Here is a 19,420-nt window from a genome sequence, read left to right as displayed (position 1 = left end):
TTGAACCAGACTACACCAGTTCCCTACCCTTGGCGTCGATCGCGTTGGCGACAGCTTCGTCCGTCGCCTCGTCCGGCAACAGCATCTCGTTATGCGCCTTGCCGGACGGGATCATCGGGAAGCAGTTGGCGAGCGTCGCCACGCGGCAGTCGAACAGGACGGGCTTCTTGACCGCGATCATCTCCTTGATGGCATCATCGAGTTCGTCCGGCTTGTCGCAGCGAATGCCGTGGCCGCCATAGGCTTCGGCGAGCTTGACGAAATCCGGCATCGCCTCGGTGTAGGAGTGCGACAGCCGGTTGCCGTGTAGCAGCTGCTGCCACTGCCGCACCATGCCCATATACTGGTTGTTGAGGATGAAGATCTTGATCGGCGCCTCGTGCTGCACCGCCGCGCTCATTTCCTGCATCGTCATCTGCACCGAGGCGTCGCCGGCGATATCGATGACCAGCGCATCCGGGTGCGCGATCTGCACGCCGAGTGCCGCCGGCAGGCCGTAGCCCATCGTGCCCAGTCCGCCAGAGGTCATCCAGCGGTTCGGCTTCTCGAAATGATAGTGCTGCGCCGCCCACATCTGATGCTGGCCGACCTCGGTGGTGATGTAGGTGTCGAGGTCCTTGGTCAGCGCATAGAGCCGCTGGACGGCGTATTGCGGCATGATCACCTCGTGGTTCATCTTGTAGGCGAGCGAATCGCGCGCGCGCCATTTGGCAATCTGCTCCCACCACGGGTGAAGCGCTTTCTTGTCGGCCTTGGCGGTTGCCCGCCACAGCCGCACCAGATCCTCCAGCACACGCCCGACATCGCCGATGATCGGCACGTCGGTGTGGACGTTCTTGTTGATCGACGACGGGTCGATGTCGATGTGGATCTTCTTCGAATTCGGCGAAAACGCCGTCAGCCGCCCGGTGATGCGGTCGTCGAAGCGCGCGCCGATGCAGAGCATGACGTCGCAATCGTGCATCGCCATGTTCGCTTCATACGTGCCGTGCATGCCGAGCATGCCCATCCAGTTCTTGCCCGACGCCGGATAGGCGCCGAGGCCCATCAGCGTCGAGGTGATGGGAAAGCCGGTGAGGTCGACCAGCTCGCGCAGCAGATGGCTCGCCTCCGGGCCGGAATTGATGACGCCGCCGCCCGAATAGATGATCGGCTTTCGGGCAGCCCCCATCAGCTCGACCGCCGCCTTGATCTTTTCCAGATCGCCCTGGACCTTCGGTTGGTAGCTGGTGCGCGGCGCCGTCTGCGGCGGGACATAGATACCCCTGGCGAACTGCACGTCCTTCGGGATGTCGACGACGACCGGACCGGGGCGCCCTGTCGTTGCCACATGGAAGGCCTCGTGGATCGTTGCCGCGAGCTCGTTGACGTCCTTCACCAGCCAGTTGTGCTTGGTGCAGGGCCGCGTGATGCCGACCGTGTCGCACTCCTGGAACGCATCCGAGCCGATCAGCGAAGTCGGCACCTGGCCGGTCAGGCAGACCAGCGGGATCGAGTCCATCAGCGCGTCCTGCAATGGCGTCACCGCATTGGTGGCGCCCGGCCCTGAGGTCACCAGCATGACGCCGGCCTTGCCAGTCGAGCGCGCATAGCCTTCCGCCGCGTGGCCCGCGCCCTGCTCGTGGCGGACGAGGATGTGCTCGACCTCGTCCTGCTGGAAGATTTCATCGTAGATTGGCAGAACCGCGCCGCCCGGATAGCCGAAAACATGCTTGACGCCATTGTCCTTCAGCGCCTGCACCACCATTTCGGCACCCGTCATTTCGCTCCTTGGCATTTCAGTTCTTGGCATTTCGCGCCGCTCATTCTGTCCACTGCTCATCGTTCTGGTCCCGTACTGTTCGCCATCTGGCGATTGCTCGTCGTTTAGTCGTGTTTCGGGCAATAAAAAAGGCCCCCGAGGGAGCCTGTGTCTTGCGCATGGGAGGTCACCGCCCGGCGGTTACACCGCCTTGCCCACGCGCTTTCCTACGAGAATGAGTGCCTTTTTCATGGTGGCGGACAATAGAATTGGTTTGACGCCGCTGTCAACGGCGAATGTGCACTTGGCCCGACGTCGGCACATCCGCCCATTATGCACCCGCGCCGCCTTTCCGCCGCGCGGGTGTTCCGTTTCAGGCGCAGAGCACCACACCCCTCGCCTTGGCCCAGCGCTCGATGATCTTGCGCTCCTCGAGCGAGGCGAGACGATTGCCGAAACCGCGCACCTGCACCGCACGGTTTTGCGGGTCGAGTTCGATCGTCAGCAACCGCTCGATCTTGCCCAGCGCCGAGCGCCGCAGCACCCAGATCGAGGCATTGCCGGCGATGCATTTGGCCGCGTATATCGAGACGCAATGATGCATCGCCCGGCTCTCGGCGACCAGATCCTCGGCTGTCTTCAACTGACGGACGAAGAAACGCTCGCCATGCGCCTTTGCCTCCTTGGTCGACGGCTGCCAGTCCCAGTCGTCCAGGCACGAGCCGTCCCAGGCGCGACCCTGCGACTGCGTCCCGGCAGTACGCGTGGTCCGCCCGGCAGCGCGGCGGCGCATTGCCTCGATGCGTTCGATCGCGGCAATGTCTCGATGCCATTCCAGCATCTGCCGACGCAGCGAGGCAAGCGTGCGACCCTTCAGGCTGTACGCCGCATCGCGCTGGTGCACGGCGCCGATATAGTCGCAAAGATCGTCGATCTCCTCCTTCGACGCGGGTTGCCCGCAGAAGAACCGTGTCACCTCGCGCCAGAACGCCAGATCGTTACGTGGCGTGCGCGCGATTTTCGACTTGGCAAGTCGGGCCGCCAACCCGGAATCATCCGTGTAGGACCGGGCGATCACCACCCAAAATGCCTCGTCGAACGTGAAATCGCCGGGCAAGTTCAAGAAGCAATGCACCTCCTTGCGAGACAGCCACGCACAGGCGCCCGCCTTGTAAAGCGAGTCACCACGCGCCACTGCGGTATACCAAGCCTTGCGAAGCGCAATCTCGCCGGCATTCAACCCCGAGCTGTCCAGCCAGATCCCCTCGAGCGCGGCTGTAACCGGGTAGCGCGCATAGAGATGGCGCGCCGCGGCCAGCCGCAGCCGCGCGGGGTCGCGCGTCTTCAGCTTTGGACGCCACAGCGCGCCGTCGCGGATCGCCATGCCGGCAAAGCCCCGACGTGCCTCGTCGAGCGCCCGCTCGAAATCCGGAGCGGGACGCGGGACAGGAAAAACCCGCCGCAGCGTTACGGCATATGCTTCAATGCGTTCGCGCTCGGCATCCTGCCTGCGCTGGATCATGGACTTTGCCATGGCCGTTCTTCCTGATTGGAACCCTGTCAGCCGCACGCAATTCCAGCGTCGGCACGGAATGTGTCGATCTGGATCGCCGGGTCATTGACAGGTCTCCTTTCAGGACGACGGATCAGAATGGGCGGCTTCTCTAAGCTCGCCGCCAATTTGACGCAAGAGCTATTCTTTCCACGCCCGCGATGGTCTGACGGGTGTTGCAAAGGTGCATCGTTGTCGCCATCAGCGTGTCCGGCCGACGCGTTTCCAGTAGATGAGGGTGCCTGTGAGCCCGCCATGCGGCTTCAGCGCATAATCCGGTATTTCGCCGGCCAGCGTGAAGCCGAGCTTTTCATAGAGCCCGGAAGCCCCCTCCTCTTTTGCCGTGTCGAGGACCAACAGCGTGCGGCCTTTCTCCACAGCAACGGCTTCCGCCGCCTCCATCAGGCGGGTTGCGATGCCCTTGCCGCGGTAATCGAGGCGGATCATCAGCTTGGCGATCTCGGCCCGGTGCGGCTGGTTGGGAGGGCAGTCGAGCAGCAAGGTGATGGTGCCGACCAGAGCCTCGCCGTTCCAGGCCCCAAGCACCGCCCTTTCGCCTCTGGCGGCCGCCTGAAGCGACTTGTTCCAGAAGGCCGCGGCCATCTCCGGCACCAACGGATGCATGAAGCTGACCGAGCCGCCGGCAGCGACTGTCCCGATCAGCAGTTCCGTCAGCATTTTTTGCGTTCCGTCAGCATTGCTGAGTGGCCTGATTTCGATCGAACTCATGTCGTTCCCCTGTCGCCGTCCGTCAGTCGAAACGACTGGTCCGCTTCCGCTTCCTGGCCCGCCGGATTTCCGCGATGCGATCGGCGTCTTCCTCTTGCAGATGTCGCCCGCGTTCCAGCAGTTCGAGCGTGTATTCCTCATAGGTCAGGCCCAGCCGCTCGGCCTTGTGCAGCCGCATCAGCATGATCTCGCGGCTCGGCACTTTCCATGCCTGGGCATGGGCGGTCTGCCAGGCAAGAAACACATAGGGGTCGCCCTTGCCCCAGGGCGGACCGTCATAGTCGTCGAGCGGCGGACCGCCATTGTCGCAGCGTTTTGGACGGCGCGCCTTCACCTCAGCTCCTGGCCAACGCAACCAGATAGTCGGCGGCGTCCGGCCCCGGAGCGTGAAAGACGCAATCGGATGGCGCGCCGAGCGCCAGGCAGTCGCCCGGTTCGAGCCGGTGAACGATGTCTCCCTCTGTGAATTCCAGCCGCCCGGAGATCAGCCATATCTGTTGCCTGATGAAGGCATAAGACGCCGCCGGGAAACTTACCTTGGCGCCGGCCGGCAACTGGATCCGGATCAGTTCGAGGGGCATGTCCGAAACCGGCGAAAGATGCCGCCGCACATATCCCGTAGCCGGATCGCGCCAGAGCGGCTGGTCACGTTCGCGAAGCAGGCCACCGCCCTGCAATTCCGCCCTTGCGATCAATGTGGACAGCGTCATGCCGAAGGCGGCCGCAATACGCACAAGGAGTGCCGCCGTCGGGCTGGTCATGCCGCGTTCTACCGTGCTCAGCATGGCTTTCGAAACATCGGACCGCTCCGCCAGTTCTGCCAAGGACCAGCCTCGAGCCACTCTTTCGGTATGTATTCTTCTGCCGATGGTCGAGGAGATGTCGTTCGCTATATCATCCATTAATCCAATATATCGAAATTCTTCTACAGAGCAACGGCCGTTTCATCCAGTTTTCGCAAACTCCTTAATGTCCGCTAAACCATCCGGCCTCATCCCACCTTAACCCCGTTCGCCTAGGCTCATCGCTTGGGAAAAGGGGACCGGCGTATCCATGCTCGTTGAACGCGAAGTCTCCATTGGGGAACCGACTTTGCTGGAGCGCCGCAGGGCGGAGCAGAACGACAAGCGCATTCTGGGCAATGTCGTACAATGCGACGGCGCGCGCGCCACCATCAGCGCCTATGCCGACGATATCGAAGGCACGGTCACCGGCCTGTGGAGCGTCGGCAAGATGATCTCGATCAATCTCGGTACATCACGAACCGTCGGCCTGGTCTATGAAATCGGCAAGTCGGATCGTGCGTGGAGCAGCGAGGGCCAGAATCCGATCGAGGTCAGCATCGAATTGATCGGCGAGGTGCGCGACGGGGCCGAACCCGGCGCGAAGCCGATCTTCGACCGTGGCATCACAACCTACCCGCATATCGGCGCCATTGCCCATCGTATCCGCAGCCGCGACCTGCAGGCCGTCTACGATCTCGCAGGTCGTCATTCGATCACCATCGGCACGCTGTCGCAGGACGAGGCGATCGACGCCAATATCGCCATCGACGATACGCTGGCGCGGCATTTCGCCATTGTCGGCACCACCGGGGTCGGCAAATCGACCGCCGTGTCGCTGCTCTTGCGCAAGTCGATCGCCGCCCGGCCCGACCTGCGCGTGCTCATCCTCGATCCACACAACGAGTTCGCCGCGTCGTTGCCCGAATATTGCGTCAGGGTCGATTCGACGACGCTCGACCTGCCCTTCTGGATGTTCAAGCTAGAGGAATTTGCCGAGGTGCTGTTTCGCGGCCGCGAGACGGTCCCGGAAGAGGTCGACGCCTTGCGCGATCTCATCCCCGCGGCCAAGAACCTCTACCGCAATCCGAACTCCGGCAACTATCTACGGCGCAGCACCGATGCGCTGACCGCAGACGCGCCGGTGCCCTATCGCATTGCCGACCTCATCAAGCTGGTCGACGAGCGCATGGGGCTGCTGGAAAGCAAGAACGATCGCCCGACCCTCAGGTCACTGAAGACACGTATCGAATCGGCGGCATCCGATCCGCGCTACCGTTTCATGTTCAACTCGCGCCTGATCGAGGACACCATCCACGAGACGATCGGCAACATCTTCCGCGTGCCGCATCACGGCCGCCCGGTGACCTGCTTCGAAATGGCCGGCATGCCGTCCGAGGTGGTCAATTCCGTTTGCTCGGTCCTGGCGCGGCTGGCCTTCGACCTGGCGTTGTGGAGCGAAGGCCGCCTGCGGCTGCTCTTCCTGTGCGAGGAAGCGCATCGCTATATGCCGGCCGATCCGCGCCTCGGTTTCGCGCCGACGCGGCACGCGCTGTCGCGCATCGCCAAGGAAGGCCGCAAATATGGCTGTTATCTCGGCGTCGTCACCCAGCGCCCGGGCGAACTCGACCCGACCATCCTGTCGCAGTGCTCGACGTTCTTTGCCATGCGGCTCGCCAACGAGCAGGACCAGGCGATCATCCGCTCGGCGATCGCCGATTCCTCGGCTTCGACGCTCGCGTTCCTGTCTTCCATGGGCCAGCGCGAGGCTATCGCCTTCGGGGAAGGCGTGGCGACGACGATGCGGATGAAGTTCGAAAAGCTCTCCGAGGATTTGATCCCCGGCACCGCCAGACGCGAGAATGCCTTGCCGTCCGAAACCGGCGACGAGGTCGACCTCGTGGCAATCGTCGAACGGCTGCGCAACGTGCCGAAATCACAACAGGCAATGCCTTTCGCGGAAGTCGTCGATCCGGGCCGGCAGGCCGGCGATTCGGACTATCGCAAGCCGTCGGCCGCACGCACCCAGCGAAACGACGATTTCGACTTGCGCTACGGCCTCAAGCCGGCGACCTTCGGCCTGCGTCCCCCAGAATGATTGAGCCGAGCGACTTTTAGGCAGCGCTCGCAGATATCAAAGCTGAGTTTCGATGGCTGTCTTGTCTATAACTGACCACACCTGGCGAATTTTCCCTCTCTGAAGCTCATAAAATACGTTCTCGGCAAACGAAATTCTCTTCCCGCTTACATCGAGCCCAAGGAACGTTCCCCTTGGCGCGCAGTCGAAGCTTAGCCGGCTCGCTACATAAGGCGGATCGGCAACCAATAGCTGAATGTTGAAATAAAGGTCCGGAATTTCGTCGAAGTCTCTCACCAACATTTCGAGATAGCCGGACAATCCGAGCTTGCGACCGTTGTGGGTCACTTCATCATGAACAAACCTCCCCAGATTTGGCCAATCCTGCTTGTTCAGGCATGCAATATAGCCTCGGTAAAGACCGGAGAGATCGGATTTAGTCACGGCAACACCTCTATTTCCGGCAAGCCCCGCAAAGGCAGCATCTCAGCTTGACGGGGTGATGTCGGTCTGCGTGCACCGGAAACGAAGAAAACGATACCAGACGGCCGGAATCACGAATTCAATGACGGAATTCAGGCACAGACGCGGTTGCGCCCTTGCCTCTTCGCCTCATAGAGCTGGCGATCGGCGCGGCGATAGAACTCCTCGGCGGTTTCCTTGCGATCCCAGACGGCAAGCCCGACGCTGGTGGTGATTTTCAGTCGGACATTGCCCGTCAGCACCGACATGTTGGCGATCGCCTTGCGGATGCGCTCGGCGAATTTGGATAGCAGCTCGGCGTCCATATTGGGCGTGACCACCGCGAACTCCTCGCCGCCCAGGCGCGCCACCACGTCGTGATAGCGTGTCATGTCCTTGAGACAGTTGGCGACCGCCCGCAACACCTCGTCGCCGACATCGTGGCCGTGGCTGTCGTTGACCTGCTTGAAATGGTCGAGGTCGAGGATCATCAGCCCTACTGGTTTCTCGATGCGGCGGAACTCTTCGAGATATTCCTTCAGCGCATCGTCGAAATAACGCCGGTTCTGCATGCCGGTGAGGCTGTCGGTGAGCGCCGCATGCTCCAGCGTCTCCGAACGCGCGCTGAGCGAAACGGTCATGGCGCGCAGCTTGCCTTCTTCCGTCGCCTGCTTTCGGATCAGCGGGTAGATGAAGAAAATGCCGAAGAACAGCGCAGTCGCCAACAGCACGCCCGTCGCAAACAGCAGCTTGTTGAGATAGACGATTTCATCGAGTTTTGAAGGCGTATTGCTAATGTCGGCGGCCAGGGTTTGCAGGAGCCCATAGGCGTAAAGCGTCACCAGGCCGGCGGCCAGGATCACAAAAATAAAGACGAAAAAGGCTGATTCCGCCTTGTGGAAACGCATCTGCTCCCCGTTGGAAAGTTCGTAGCGATCTTATGGCATGCGGGAACTTACGGACAGTTAACCTGGACAACTTCAACGCGAAATGTCCCCTCGGTGTCGACTTTTCAGGTTGCGCTCGAAGGAGGGAGTGAGAGCATCGAGTCGATCCCCCCATCAGGACGCAATCTCTGCCATTCCGGGCCCAATTGGTGCCTGAACCAGGTCGCCTGCCGTTTGGCATATTGCCGCGTCGCGATTTTCGCGCGCTCGATGGCCTCGGGAAAACTGAAGGCGCCGGCCAGCGCGGCCTGAAGCTCGCGAACACCGATTGCTTTCATCGCCGGCAGGTCGGGATCGAGGCCGAGCGCTGAAAGCTGTTTCACCTCGTCCAGTGCCCCCTCATCCAGCATGCGGTCGAAGCGGGCATCGATCCGCTCCACCAGAGCCGCTCGCTCCGGCTCGATGACGAAAAAACGCGCGCTGCTCCCGTCGATCAACGGCCGGCCACGCGCGGCCTGCCAGTCCAGGATGGAACGGCCCGACGCGTCGAGCACCTCCAGCGCCCGCACGATGCGCTGGCCATCCGTCGGCTTCAGCATCATGCCGGCCGCAGAATCCTCGCGCAACAGGATGCGGTGCAATCTCACTGCGCCCTGTTCCTGGAGCTCGTAGCGCCAGCGGTCGCGGATCGACTTCGGAATGTCGGGCATCTCCGAGATACCTTCCGTGAGCGCCCGGAAATAAAGCCCGGTTCCGCCGACGAAAATCACTGGCCGCTCCGAAAGCGTGCCGTCGTCGATCAGCTTTATGACATCACGCAACCAGGCGCCGGTTGAATAGGCGGTGGACGGATCGACGTGTCCATAAAGAAAGTGGGGGACGCGGGCGAGTTCGGCAGGACCAGGCCGCGCCGTCAGCACGTCGAGCACCGAATAGCCTTGCATGGAATCGGTGTTGACGATGACACCGCCATTGCGCTCGGCGAGGTCGAGTGCGAGCGCCGACTTGCCGCTGGCGGTCGGCCCGGCTATCAGGATCGCGTTCTTCAGGCGGCCGCCGCCCGCCCGTCCGCTGGAATTTTCGATGCCGCTGATCGCCACGCTTCTATCCCATCCCGCCGGCCGCGCATTGACGCCGACGCTAGCGAATATGGCCTCGCGGTCGGTCGGCGCAAGCGCTGTTCGCTGGCTGGCCGAAGGCATCGCCTGCGAGCTCGACTTGCCGGAGACCGCCGACGCTTCCGAAATAACGGCGCGCCTGCGTGCCGCGCTGGCTTCCGAACCGATCGACGTGGCCGTCCAGCCGGCCGAGAACAGGCGCAAGAAGATCCTGATCGCCGACATGGATTCGACGATGATCGACCAGGAATGCATCGACGAGCTTGCCGACGAGATCGGCGTCAAGGATCGCGTCGCCGCCATCACGGCGCGATCGATGAACGGCGAGATCGCATTCGAGCCGGCCTTGCGCGAGCGCGTGGCGCTGCTCAAGGGTCTCGATGCCGCAATCATCGACCGCATCATCGACAATCGCCTGACGCTAGCCTCCGGCGGCCGCACGCTCGTCCAGACAATGGCGGCCAATGGCGCCTGGACGGCCCTGATCTCCGGTGGTTTCGACATCTTCACCACCCGCATCGCAGCATTGCTCGGCTTTCACGAAAATCGCGCCAACCGCCTGATCGAGCAGGATCGCCGCTTCACCGGCCTGGTCGCCGAACCGATCCTCGGCCGCGCCGCCAAGGCCGAAGCCCTTATCGAGATTTCCGCCGGCCTCGGCCTGACGCCTGCCGATGCCATTGCCGTCGGTGACGGCGCCAACGATCTCGACATGATCCGTCTTGCCGGGATCGGCGTCGCCTTGCATGCCAAGCCGGCCGTGGCAGCCGAGGCAAAGATCCGTATCGACCACGGCGACCTCACCGCCTTGCTTTATCTGCAGGGTTATCGCCGGAAGGAATTTGTCGAATGACGCCGATCCGCACCGAGCGCCTGATCCTGCGCAACTGGGGAGATCGTGACCGCGAGCTCTTCCATCGCATCAATTCCGACGAGTTGGTCATGGAATTCTTTCCGTTTCGCCGCGACCGCGCCCAGGCTGACGCCAAGATGGAGGAGTTGCGCGCGGCTATCGATCGCGACGGCTTCGGCTTCGCGGCCGCTGAGATCGCAGCCACAGGTGAATGCATCGGCTTCGTCGGCATAACCGGAACCGATCATTTGCCATTCCTGCCGCGCGGCACGATCGAGATCGGCTGGCGGCTGGCACCCGAATTCTGGGGCCGCGGCTATGTCACCGAAGCAGCCGAAGCCTGGCTCACCTATGGCTTTGAAAGACTTGGCCTCGACGAAATCGTGTCCTTCGCAGTCAAGGATAACAGCCGGTCCACTGGCGTCATGGAGCGCCTGGGCATGATCGCCGACCCCGCCTCCGATTTCGACCATCCCGGTGTTCCGGACAGCCACACCGCACTCAGGCGACATGTCTTCTACAGGCTGTCACGCACAGACTGGCAGGCAAGAAAAAAAGCGGCCCGCTAGCCGCCCTTTTCCTTTTAACATCAGAGCGTTGCAGGCTCTTCCGGACTCAATCCATCCGGATCGTAACGAACCGCAGCTCGCCGGTCTTCGACGCCAGCATCAAAAGCGCGTTCTTGCGCCCCTGCTCCTTCAGCGCGCCGATCCGGTCCATGACATCCTTGGGCGTGGCGACCGATTCCTGCGCGATCTCGGTGATCACCTCGCCCGGCTGGATGCCGCGTTCGGCAGCCGCCGAATCCTTGGAGACGTCGGTCACGACGACTCCGGAGACGTCGGCGGCGATGCCGAATTTCGTGCGCGTCTCCTCATTGAGCTCGCCGATCGTCATGCCGAGCACGGCAGCCGTCGAAACCGCAGGCGCCTTGTCGGCATCGTCCTGGTCGGCGTTGCCGTTTTCACCGCCGCTGGCAAGCTTTTCGCCGTCCTCGAGCCGGCCGAGCGTCACCTTGACGGTCTGCTCGACCCCTTTGCGCACGATGATCACGTCGACCGCCTTGCCGACCGGGCTCTCCGCCACGACGCGTGGCAGGTCGCGCATTTCATGGATGTCCTTGCCGTCGAACTTGATGATGACGTCGCCGGCCTGGATGGTGCCGTTGTCGACCGGCCCGCCCTTGATAACGCCGGCGACCAACGCGCCCTTGGCGGTCGCCATGCCCAGGCTTTCGGCAATGTCGTCGGTCACCGGCTGGATGCGCACGCCGAGCCAGCCGCGCCGCGTCTCGCCGAACTGGCGAAGCTGGTCGACGACGCCCGAGGCAAGCTGCGACGGGATCGAGAAGCCGATGCCGATCGAGCCGCCCGATGGCGAGATGATTGCCGTGTTGATGCCGATGACCTCGCCGCTGCTGTTGAACAGCGGTCCGCCGGAATTGCCGCGGTTGATCGCGGCATCGGTCTGGATGAAGTCGTCATACGGGCCGGAATTGATGTCGCGATTGCGTGCCGAGACGATGCCGACCGTCACCGTGCCGCCGAGACCGAACGGATTGCCGATCGCCATCACCCAGTCGCCGACACGCATCGTGTTGGAATCGCCGAACTTCACCGCCGTCAGCTTGTGCCCTTTCGGATCGACCTTCAGCACCGCGACATCGGTCTTGGTGTCGGTGCCGACCAGCGTCGCCTTGAGCGTCACCCCATCGGAGAAATTCACCTCGATGTCGTCGGCATCGGCAATGACGTGGTTGTTGGTCACCACGATGCCCTGCTCGGCGTCGACCACGAAGCCGGAGCCCAGCGACTGCACCTTTTGCCCGCCGCCGCCCTTGTCGCCGCCACGGTTCTTGAAGAAATCGTCGAAGAAGTCCTGGAAGGGCGAGCCCTCCGGCAGCTGCGGCATCGGCACTGCGCCCGGCCCCTCAGTGCCTTTAACAGTCTGCGACGTCGAGATGTTGACCACGGCGCCAAGCAGGCCGGCGGCGAGATCGGCAACCGAGGGCGGCCCGTCGGCTGCCATCGTCGGCGCCACGAACGACGGAACGGCAACGCCGCCGACCAGAAGCGCAGCGGCCCCGGCGATGAACGTCCGCCTCGCTGCACGCAGAAGGGTGGTGGATGTCATCGAAAGGCCTCCGGGTGTTCTGAAAAAAGCGCTTCGGCAAAAAACGCCGCGTCGCGTCATGTTGGCAAGAAATAAGGCACGTTTGCGGCTATGGCTACCGCCAGAGAATAAATCCTCTGTTACGCCGGCTATCCCTGCACCGGCCCTACTGGCCGGTGCTTGGCTGAGCCGCCGGTGGCGCGGGAGCGGCAGGTGCTGGCGGTGGTGCCGCCGGTGCCGCAGGCGTTTCCTTGCTGTCCGGGTCGCGGAAGAAGCGGAAGAACTCGGAATTCGGCGACAGCACCATCGTCGTTCCTGCGCTGTTCAGCGCCGTGCCATAGGCATTCATCGACCGGTAGAAATCGAAGAAGGCCGGATCGCGCTGATAGGCCCCGGCAAACGTCGCGCTGCGCTGGGCTTCACCTTCACCGCGCAGGATTTCAGACTCTTTCTGCGCTTCGGCGACGATTTCGACCACTTCGCGGTCGGCGCGAGCCCTGATCCGCTGCGCTGCCTCGTTGCCGCGCGCCCTCAGCCGCTCGGCTTCGGCGAGACGTTCGGCCTTCATGCGGTCGAAGGTCTGCTGCGAGACTTCGGCCGTGAGATCGGTGCGGCGGATGCGGACATCCTCGATCTGCAGGCCAAGCGAGGTGGCATCAGGCCTCAGCTGATCGCGCACCTCGCGCATCATCACGGCGCGCTCTTCCGAGAGTGCCGCCTCGAAGTCGCGCAGGCCGTAGACGCGGCGCAAGGCAGCGTCGAGACGCGTCCTCAGCCGGGCCTCGGCCAGTTCGATCTGGCCGGAAACCGCGGCGCGGAACACACGCGGGTCCGAGATACGATAGGCGATAAAGGCATCGACCTCATAGAATTTGCCGCCCGAAACCTGGACACGGATGTTGTCGAGGTCGAAGCGCAGGACCCTGTTTTCGATCAGCTGGACGGTGTCGGCATCGAAGAAGGAGAATGGCGCCTTGAAATAGATGCCCGGCTGGTTCTTGACGTCGACGATTTCGCCGAACCTGAGCACCAGCGCCTGCTGGCGCGCATTGACGACGAAGACCGACGAATAGAGCAGGAACAGGATGACCGCGGCGATGACCGCAATGACGGGAAGACGGTTGGCCATCACTGGTTTCCTCCGGTGGCCGGTGCCGGCGCCTTCTGCTGCAATGCCGGCAGCGGCAGGTAGGGAACCACCCCTTGCCCGTTGCCTTGCTCGACGATGACCTTGCTCGAATCCTTCAGCACCCTCTCCATCGTCTCCAGGTAGAGCCGCTTGCGCGTCACTTCCGGCGCCTTTGCATATTCGTCATAGACCGAGATGAAGCGCTGCGCCTCGCCTTCGGCCTCCTGCACGACCCGGTTCTTGTAGGCGGCCGCGTCTTCGCGGATCTGTGCGGCCGCACCGCGCGCCTGGCCGAGCTTCTGATTGGAATACTGATTGGCCTGCTCGACGAACTTGTCCTCGTCCTGTTCGGCCCGCTGCACCTCGTCGAACGCGTCTGCCACCTCGCGCGGCGGCGCGGCGTCCTCGATGGAAATTGCGTTGACGTTGAGGCCGGCCTTGTAGCCGTCCAGCGTCGTCTGGATGATCTCACGCACCGACGCCGCAATGCCTTGCCGGTCGTCGCGGAAAATGTCCTGCGCCGGGCGCCGGCCGACCGCTTCGCGCATCGCGCTTTCGGCGACCTGCTGCAGCATGCCGCCCGGGTCGGACACGTCGAACAGATAGGCCTTCGGGTCGGAAACCTGATAGGCCACCGAGAATTGCACGTTGACGATGTTCTGGTCGCCGGAAAGCATCAGGCCATCGCCGCTGGTGCTGCCGCCGCCGATGCTGACAAGCTGCTCGGCGATGTTAGCGGTCTCGACCGTTTCGATGGGCCACCAATGGAAATGCAGGCCCGGCTGCGACAGCTCCGCCTTCGGCTTGCCGAACCTGAGCTCCACCGCAACTTCATCTGGCTGGACGGTGTACACTGCCTTGAACGCCCATAGCACCACCAGCGCCGCGGCAATCAGCCCGAACACGGCAGGGCTCGCGCCACCGCCGCCCGGCAGCGCGCGCCGCAACCGGTCCTGCCCGCGCCGGATGATATCCTCGAGATCGGGAGGCGAGCCCTGCGGGCCGCTGGGTCCTTTTGGTCCCTGACCCCAAGGCCCCTGATTGTTGCCGCCGCCCCACGGGCCGCCGCCGCCGCTCTTGTCGTTCCAGGGCATGAATGTCCTTTCGCTTGGAATTCCCTCAAGCGCCGGCTCACCGGCGCAAAATCCAATATTATTCTTCTATAGGGATGCGACGGCACGCTTTCAACGCGATCGGCTGCCGCCACTGTCCGCCTTTGGGTCCATCTAGACCTGTCGCGACCCCTTTGTCGCCTTCAATGCACGTCGCGGCGCCGCTCGTAAACCGAATAGCGTGTCGCATGGCTGTCCTTTTCGCCAGCCTCCACCTCCTGCGAGCGGACGATCCGCCACAGCGCCGGATCGATCGGCGGGAAATGGGCATCGCCGTCGACCGCGGCCAGAACATGGGTCACGTGCAGCCGATCGGCCAACGGCAGCGCCTGAGCGTAGATTTCGCCGCCGCCGATGACGCAGATCTCGTCGGCGCCGGCCATGCAGCGCCCGCGCACCGTCGCCAGCGCGATTGCGTCCTCGATCGAGTGCGCGACTTCGACGCCCTCGGCGCGCCATGCCTTGTCTCGTGTCACCACGATGTTGAGCCTGCCCGGCAATGGGCGGCCGATGCCTTCATAGGTCTTGCGGCCCATGATGATGGGCTTGCCCATCGTATCGGCTTTGAACCGCTTGAGATCGGTGGACAGCCGCCACGGCAACCCACCCTCGCGCCCGATCACGCCGTTCTCGGCGATGGCGACATAAAGCGCGAGGTCCATCAGCCGCCGTTTCCGCCATCCGACGGCTCCAGCAGCAATATGTCGATGTCATGCTCGGGGTAGAAGTTCTGCGCCTTCATCTCGAACGTCGTCGGTCCGATCTTCCTGACGTTTTCGCCGCAAAACGAGACCAGGTTCTTCGCATCGCCCTTGTCGACGGTCAGCTTGAAACTGCCGATGTTTCCCGACGCCCAGTTGCCGCCCGTGGTCAGGATATAGGCGATGCGGTTCTCGAAATATTTGGGGTAGCCGTCGGGATCGTCCTTGGCTGCCTTGCGCACGGCATTCTCGAAGGCATCGTCCATGCAGTAGCGTGTCTTGTAGGCGGCATACTGACCCTGGAACTGGCCGTCATAGAAGAAGCTGACCGAGGAGGTGCCGCCGACGCTCGGCTTGTAGCGATGCGAGACATGGACCGCCTTGTTGGCCGGAAACGTCGAGCGCCACCAATAGGTCGAGCGCAATTGCCAGAACGGCGTATAGACGGTCTTCATGCCCGAACCGTCGTCAGCAGTGTCCTCGATGATGATGCCGCGGTTGACCCAGTCGTCGGCGACCGCTTGCGGCAGCTTTGCCAGCGCTGCCTTGGCCGCATCGCCGAACGGATAGAACGGCACGCCCTGCGCCTTCAGGTCAGCGCCGATGTCGATGCCGAGCGCGAACACCTTCTGCTCGAGCTGCGGCTTTGCCGGCTCCCCGTCGATCGTCACTTCGAAGCCGAGGAAATTGTCGCTCTGCGCCTCCGGAATCGCTGGTATTTCTTCGGGGTCGCCTTCGATGTCGGGCATCGGAAAGGCGACGATCGCATCGACATCCTTGTCGGTATTGTTGCGGAAGACGTAATCGACCATCACTTTTTCCGGCGAGATGTAGAGATCCTCGCTTTCCATCGCCACCGCATCGCTGCGCGAAAGAATCAGCCCACCGGTGCCGAGTTCGGCGACCGAATCATTGGCGAGCGCAGGCGTAGCCGAGAGCGCCAAGGCTGCGGTCAGGACGTAACGGAACATGGAAACTCCCCCGGCGAGAATGCCAACATGACTCTAGCTGTTCAATGTGGCGTTTCAAAGCCTTTCGGCAAATGCGCCGGCGCCTGCCGGCATGTCGTGTCGGTCTGGACACGCCGGTCCCGATCGGGCAGGAGTTCGCCCATGCGCAAGCTTCTCGTCATCGGCATCGGCGCCGGCAATCCGGAGCACATGACGGTCCAGGCCATTAACGGTCTCAATCGGGCCGACGTGCTGTTCATTCCCGACAAGGGCGCCAAGAAGAACGATCTCGCCGAATTGCGCCGCCAGATCTGCGACCGCTTCGTCATTAATCCGAACTCGCGCCGTGTCGAATTCGACGTGCCGGTGCGCGCCGAGCCGGCGCCTTCCTACCGCTCGACCGTCGACGACTGGCACGAGGCGATCGCCGCGATCTACGAAGGCCTGATCCGCGACGAACTCCCTGAAGATGGCTGCGGCGCCTTCCTGATCTGGGGCGATCCGTCGCTCTACGACAGTGCGCTGCGCATCCTCGAGCGCGTGCGCCTCAGAGGCAATGTAGCGTTCGAGCTGGAGGTCGTCCCTGGCATCACCGCCATCCAGGCACTCGCAGCCAGCCACAAAATGGCATTGAACCGGATCGGCGACGCCATTTTGATCACCACCGGCCGCCGGCTCGCCGAGGAAGGTCTGCCCGAAAACGCCGGCAGCACCATCGTCATGCTGGACGGCAAATGCGCCTTCAACACGCTGGACGACAACGACGTCACCGTTCACTGGGGCGCCTATCTCGGGACGCCTGACGAGATCGTCATCTCGGGCCGGATTGGCGACGTCGGCGACAAGATCGTGACCACCCGTGAGCAGGCCCGCCGGAAAAAAGGCTGGATCATGGACACCTATCTGCTGCGCAAGCCGGGCGAGCCTAAGAAGTAACAGGGATCACACGCGGCATGAATTCCGCCGGCGTCACGCTGCGTCGATCTCGGCCTGCAGCGCCTCCATATGCGCCGCCGCTGCTGAAGACGCAGCCCGCTCGATCGCGCGGAAGCGGCTGACCACAGCAAGCCCGACCGACGTCAACTGGGCGCCACCGCCTTTTTTGCCGCCCGTCTGTGCCGCAACCAGCGGCTTGCCGAACACGCGGTTCATGTCTTCGACCAGATCCCAGGCGTGCTTGTAGGACATCTCCATGCCGCGTGCCGCGGCCGAAATCGAGCCGAAGGCGGCGATCTGTTCCAGAAGCTCGATCTTGCCCGGTCCGATGCGGCCATCTGGATCGAGATTTATCCGCAAACTCAGCGACGGCATTTGCTCCTCCGCGGTCACGCTATTCTACAAGTTCCGCGGCGATACCGCTATTCCAAAACGATATAGCGAATCATCGGCCGTTCACTCATCCGCCTCGGCGGGCAGGCCGGCGCCGGTATTCGCCCGGTCGAAGCTCACCGTCTTGACCACGGCGAAGACCTGTCGACCAAGCCGAAGCTCCAGTGTCTGCCGCGACTGTTCGGTGATGCGGGCAAGCACGGTTGCGCCATTGCAGTCGATGCCGATCTCGACCGTGGGCCCTTCGCCCGGCTCTATCGCCACGATCGTGCCCGGCAATATGTTGAGCGCGCTGAGGCCAACCGGCTGCTCGGTGGCGATCATCACGTCGCGGGCACGGATGCGGACGCGCACCGGCGCACCGACTGGCGTTGCCAGAAGCGGCACCCGGATCTCGCCCGCCAATGAGCCTAGCACCGTCATGCCAAAGGCTTCGTCGTGGCGCAGAACCGCGGTATCCAGCACGCCACCGCCCTCGCCGCGCTCTTCGGCCGGCAATAGATCCAGACGCTGCATGATCGCACCGGTCGGACCGGAAGCGGCGACCTTTCCTTGCATCAGCACCACGACGTCGCTCGCCAGCCGCGCCACTTCGGCGATCGAGTGGCTGACATAGACGATCGGAATTTTCGTCTCGTCGCGCAGCCGCTCGATGTAAGGCAAGATCTCGGCCTTGCGCCGCTCATCGAGCGACGCCAGCGGCTCGTCCATCAGCAGCAATTTCGGACTGGCAAGCAGCGCCCTGCCGATTGCCACGCGCTGCTTCTCGCCACCGGAGAGTTTTGCCGGCCGCCGATCGAGCAAATGGCCGATCCCGAGCAGTTCGACCACAGCATTGATATCGGCGTAACGCTCGGCAGCCGGCGTGAACCAGCGGCCATAGCGCAGATTGCTCGCCACGCTCATATGCGGAAACAGCCGCGCATCCTGGAACACCATGCCGATCCGCCGTTTGTGCTTCGGCACGAACAGACCGGCATCGCTATCAACCAGCACGCGGCCCTCGGCCGCGATGCGACCTTTGTCGGGGCGGATCAGCCCGGCAATCAAATTGATCAGCGTCGTCTTTCCGGAGCCGGAAGGCCCGAACAGCGCAGTCAGCCGCCCGGCGCTTTCGAAACGGGCATTGACGATGAAATCGCCAAGCCGGTGGCTGATGTCGACCTGAACCGTCATTCGATGTCCATCCGCCGGCCGACACGCCGCGCCAGCACTTCCGAGGCAACAAGTGCCGCCATCGAGATGACGATCGAGATCAGCGTCAGCCTGAGCGCGCCGGCGTCGCCGCCGGGAACCTGCGTGAAAGTGTAGATCGCCGACGGTAGCGTCTGCGTCTCGTTCGGAATGTTGGAGACAAAGGTGATCGTCGCGCCGAATTCGCCCATCGCCTTGGCGAAGGAGAGGATCGCACCGGCGATCAGCCCGGGCAGGATCAGCGGCAGCGTGATCGTGCCGAATACCCATAGCGGATTGGCGCCGAGCGTGCCGGCGGCCGCCTCGATTTTGCGGTCGACGGCCTCGATCGACAGCCGGATGGCCCGCACCATCAGCGGAAAGCCCATCACGCCGCAGGCGAGCGCGGCGCCAGTCCAGCGGAAGGAAAAAACGATCCCGAAATGTTCGGCCAGGAAAGCGCCGGCCGGACCACGCTTGCCGAAAGTCAACAGCAGCAAATAGCCGGTCACCACCGGCGGCACGATCAGCGGCAGATGCACCAGACCATTGAGCAGCGTCTTGCCCCAGAACTGGCCGCGGGCAAGCACAAGAGCGATCAGGATGCCTGGCGGCAGGCTGGCAATCATCGCCACGGTCGCCACCTTGATCGACAGCTGGACCGCATTCCATTCGTCGGGAGCGAGATCCAGCAGCCAGTTCATGTGCGGTGC

At 63.0% G+C, this 19,420-nt stretch carries 20 protein-coding genes; 4 read left to right on the top strand and 16 right to left on the bottom strand.

Features of this window, described 5'->3' with window-relative positions; all coding sequences use genetic code 11:
• Window positions 1-10: 10 nt before the first annotated feature.
• The 5 genes from NKH93_RS16065 to NKH93_RS16045 form a co-directional block, all read right to left on the bottom strand.
• Window positions 11-1,762: an acetolactate synthase 3 large subunit gene (locus NKH93_RS16065; RefSeq protein WP_352471629.1), complete on the bottom strand. Its 1,752-nt coding sequence runs from the start codon at window positions 1,760-1,762 to the stop codon at window positions 11-13.
• Window positions 1,763-2,114: 352 nt separating this feature from the next.
• Window positions 2,115-3,275 (bottom strand): PcfJ domain-containing protein, encoded by a 1,161-nt coding sequence (locus NKH93_RS16060; protein WP_352539572.1) that lies wholly within the window; start codon window positions 3,273-3,275, stop codon window positions 2,115-2,117.
• A gap of 219 nt (window positions 3,276-3,494) precedes the next feature.
• Window positions 3,495-4,022, bottom strand: a complete 528-nt coding sequence (locus NKH93_RS16055; protein ID WP_352471627.1) for a GNAT family N-acetyltransferase — start codon at window positions 4,020-4,022, stop codon at window positions 3,495-3,497.
• Window positions 4,023-4,044: 22 nt separating this feature from the next.
• The gene (locus NKH93_RS16050) at window positions 4,045-4,356 is read right to left on the bottom strand and encodes a hypothetical protein (RefSeq protein WP_352471626.1); all 312 of its coding nucleotides are present in this window, start codon (window positions 4,354-4,356) and stop codon (window positions 4,045-4,047) included.
• Window position 4,357: 1 nt separating this feature from the next.
• Window positions 4,358-4,924: a helix-turn-helix domain-containing protein gene (locus NKH93_RS16045; RefSeq protein WP_352768935.1), complete on the bottom strand. Its 567-nt coding sequence runs from the start codon at window positions 4,922-4,924 to the stop codon at window positions 4,358-4,360.
• A gap of 151 nt (window positions 4,925-5,075) precedes the next feature.
• On the opposite strand from NKH93_RS16045, the gene NKH93_RS16040 reads away from it, so the two are divergent.
• Window positions 5,076-6,902: an ATP-binding protein gene (locus NKH93_RS16040; protein WP_352970851.1), complete on the top strand. Its 1,827-nt coding sequence runs from the start codon at window positions 5,076-5,078 to the stop codon at window positions 6,900-6,902.
• Window positions 6,903-6,938: 36 nt separating this feature from the next.
• On the opposite strand, the gene NKH93_RS16035 is transcribed toward NKH93_RS16040, so the two are convergent.
• The 3 genes from NKH93_RS16035 to miaA all read right to left on the bottom strand — a co-directional run bounded on the left by NKH93_RS16035 (window position 6,939) and on the right by miaA (window position 9,324).
• Window positions 6,939-7,325: an ester cyclase gene (locus NKH93_RS16035; protein WP_352539569.1), complete on the bottom strand. Its 387-nt coding sequence runs from the start codon at window positions 7,323-7,325 to the stop codon at window positions 6,939-6,941.
• A 131-nt stretch (window positions 7,326-7,456) separates the two neighbouring features.
• Complete coding sequence (locus tag NKH93_RS16030) at window positions 7,457-8,251, bottom strand: GGDEF domain-containing protein (protein WP_352501016.1); 795 nt, start codon at window positions 8,249-8,251, stop codon at window positions 7,457-7,459.
• Window positions 8,252-8,355: 104 nt separating this feature from the next.
• Window positions 8,356-9,324, bottom strand: coding sequence for a tRNA (adenosine(37)-N6)-dimethylallyltransferase MiaA (miaA, locus tag NKH93_RS16025; RefSeq protein WP_352820466.1), 969 nt, complete (start codon window positions 9,322-9,324; stop codon window positions 8,356-8,358).
• Between miaA and serB the strand changes: the two genes are divergently transcribed.
• Both serB and NKH93_RS16015 read left to right on the top strand, forming a co-directional pair.
• On the top strand, window positions 9,314-10,201 hold the full coding sequence (serB, locus tag NKH93_RS16020; protein WP_352820445.1) for a phosphoserine phosphatase SerB: 888 nt from the start codon (window positions 9,314-9,316) through the stop codon (window positions 10,199-10,201). The genes miaA and serB overlap by 11 nt on opposite strands.
• Window positions 10,198-10,770 carry a GNAT family N-acetyltransferase gene (locus NKH93_RS16015; RefSeq protein ID WP_352831160.1) on the top strand — a complete coding sequence of 191 codons (573 nt, stop codon included), beginning with the start codon at window positions 10,198-10,200 and terminating at the stop codon, window positions 10,768-10,770. Before serB ends, NKH93_RS16015 begins: the two co-directional genes overlap by 4 nt.
• A 46-nt stretch (window positions 10,771-10,816) precedes the next feature.
• Here the strand turns inward: NKH93_RS16015 and NKH93_RS16010 are convergent, their stop codons facing one another.
• The 5 genes from NKH93_RS16010 to NKH93_RS15990 all read right to left on the bottom strand — a co-directional run bounded on the left by NKH93_RS16010 (window position 10,817) and on the right by NKH93_RS15990 (window position 16,226).
• Complete coding sequence (locus NKH93_RS16010) at window positions 10,817-12,334, bottom strand: DegQ family serine endoprotease (RefSeq protein ID WP_352919492.1); 1,518 nt, start codon at window positions 12,332-12,334, stop codon at window positions 10,817-10,819.
• Between the two features lie 145 nt (window positions 12,335-12,479).
• Window positions 12,480-13,442 (bottom strand): protease modulator HflC, encoded by a 963-nt coding sequence (gene hflC / locus NKH93_RS16005; RefSeq protein ID WP_352471620.1) that lies wholly within the window; start codon window positions 13,440-13,442, stop codon window positions 12,480-12,482.
• Window positions 13,442-14,536 (bottom strand): FtsH protease activity modulator HflK, encoded by a 1,095-nt coding sequence (gene hflK / locus NKH93_RS16000; RefSeq protein ID WP_352471619.1) that lies wholly within the window; start codon window positions 14,534-14,536, stop codon window positions 13,442-13,444. The genes hflC and hflK overlap by 1 nt, the downstream gene beginning before the upstream one ends.
• Window positions 14,537-14,697: 161 nt before the next feature.
• A complete protein-coding gene (locus NKH93_RS15995) occupies window positions 14,698-15,216 on the bottom strand; it encodes a dihydrofolate reductase (RefSeq protein WP_352471618.1) in 519 nt (172 codons plus the stop codon).
• On the bottom strand, window positions 15,216-16,226 hold the full coding sequence (locus NKH93_RS15990) for a DUF4424 domain-containing protein (protein WP_352471617.1): 1,011 nt from the start codon (window positions 16,224-16,226) through the stop codon (window positions 15,216-15,218). The genes NKH93_RS15995 and NKH93_RS15990 overlap by 1 nt, the downstream gene beginning before the upstream one ends.
• 141 nt (window positions 16,227-16,367) lie before the next feature.
• Here NKH93_RS15990 and cobF point away from each other — a divergent pair, with 141 nt between their 5' ends.
• Complete coding sequence (gene cobF, locus NKH93_RS15985) at window positions 16,368-17,141, top strand: precorrin-6A synthase (deacetylating) (RefSeq protein ID WP_352539563.1); 774 nt, start codon at window positions 16,368-16,370, stop codon at window positions 17,139-17,141.
• Window positions 17,142-17,174: 33 nt separating this feature from the next.
• On the opposite strand, the gene NKH93_RS15980 is transcribed toward cobF, so the two are convergent.
• The 3 genes from NKH93_RS15980 to modB form a co-directional block, all read right to left on the bottom strand.
• The gene (locus NKH93_RS15980; RefSeq protein ID WP_023676697.1) at window positions 17,175-17,516 is read right to left on the bottom strand and encodes a winged helix-turn-helix domain-containing protein; all 342 of its coding nucleotides are present in this window, start codon (window positions 17,514-17,516) and stop codon (window positions 17,175-17,177) included.
• A gap of 81 nt (window positions 17,517-17,597) precedes the next feature.
• Entirely contained in the window at window positions 17,598-18,710 is a 1,113-nt protein-coding gene (gene modC, locus NKH93_RS15975; RefSeq protein ID WP_352850177.1) for a molybdenum ABC transporter ATP-binding protein, read from the bottom strand.
• Entirely contained in the window at window positions 18,707-19,411 is a 705-nt protein-coding gene (gene modB / locus NKH93_RS15970; RefSeq protein ID WP_352831164.1) for a molybdate ABC transporter permease subunit, read from the bottom strand. The genes modC and modB overlap by 4 nt, the downstream gene beginning before the upstream one ends.
• Window positions 19,412-19,420 lie beyond the last annotated feature (9 nt).

Source organism: Mesorhizobium sp. M0954 (genome assembly GCF_040319155.1).
Taxonomy (GTDB): domain Bacteria; phylum Pseudomonadota; class Alphaproteobacteria; order Rhizobiales; family Rhizobiaceae; genus Mesorhizobium.
Note: the sequence above shows the minus strand (reverse complement) of the source record. Positions and strands in the feature narration are given on the sequence as shown.

Excerpts from the sequence above, each read along its gene's own strand:
- NKH93_RS16065 (WP_352471629.1), bottom strand. The coding sequence starts at position 1,762 with ATGACGGGTGCCGAAATGGTGGTGCAGGCGCTGAAGGACAATGGCGTC.
- NKH93_RS16060 (WP_352539572.1), bottom strand. The coding sequence starts at position 3,275 with ATGGCAAAGTCCATGATCCAGCGCAGGCAGGATGCCGAGCGCGAACGC.
- NKH93_RS16055 (WP_352471627.1), bottom strand. The coding sequence starts at position 4,022 with ATGAGTTCGATCGAAATCAGGCCACTCAGCAATGCTGACGGAACGCAA.
- NKH93_RS16045 (WP_352768935.1), bottom strand. The coding sequence starts at position 4,924 with ATGGATGATATAGCGAACGACATCTCCTCGACCATCGGCAGAAGAATA.
- NKH93_RS16040 (WP_352970851.1), top strand. The coding sequence starts at position 5,076 with ATGCTCGTTGAACGCGAAGTCTCCATTGGGGAACCGACTTTGCTGGAG.
- NKH93_RS16030 (WP_352501016.1), bottom strand. The coding sequence starts at position 8,251 with ATGCGTTTCCACAAGGCGGAATCAGCCTTTTTCGTCTTTATTTTTGTG.
- serB (WP_352820445.1), top strand. The coding sequence starts at position 9,314 with ATGCCGCTGATCGCCACGCTTCTATCCCATCCCGCCGGCCGCGCATTG.
- NKH93_RS16015 (WP_352831160.1), top strand. The coding sequence starts at position 10,198 with ATGACGCCGATCCGCACCGAGCGCCTGATCCTGCGCAACTGGGGAGAT.
- NKH93_RS16010 (WP_352919492.1), bottom strand. The coding sequence starts at position 12,334 with ATGACATCCACCACCCTTCTGCGTGCAGCGAGGCGGACGTTCATCGCC.
- hflC (WP_352471620.1), bottom strand. The coding sequence starts at position 13,442 with ATGGCCAACCGTCTTCCCGTCATTGCGGTCATCGCCGCGGTCATCCTG.
- hflK (WP_352471619.1), bottom strand. The coding sequence starts at position 14,536 with ATGCCCTGGAACGACAAGAGCGGCGGCGGCGGCCCGTGGGGCGGCGGC.
- NKH93_RS15995 (WP_352471618.1), bottom strand. The coding sequence starts at position 15,216 with ATGGACCTCGCGCTTTATGTCGCCATCGCCGAGAACGGCGTGATCGGG.
- NKH93_RS15990 (WP_352471617.1), bottom strand. The coding sequence starts at position 16,226 with ATGTTCCGTTACGTCCTGACCGCAGCCTTGGCGCTCTCGGCTACGCCT.
- cobF (WP_352539563.1), top strand. The coding sequence starts at position 16,368 with ATGCGCAAGCTTCTCGTCATCGGCATCGGCGCCGGCAATCCGGAGCAC.
- NKH93_RS15980 (WP_023676697.1), bottom strand. The coding sequence starts at position 17,516 with ATGCCGTCGCTGAGTTTGCGGATAAATCTCGATCCAGATGGCCGCATC.
- modC (WP_352850177.1), bottom strand. The coding sequence starts at position 18,710 with ATGACGGTTCAGGTCGACATCAGCCACCGGCTTGGCGATTTCATCGTC.
- modB (WP_352831164.1), bottom strand. The coding sequence starts at position 19,411 with ATGAACTGGCTGCTGGATCTCGCTCCCGACGAATGGAATGCGGTCCAG.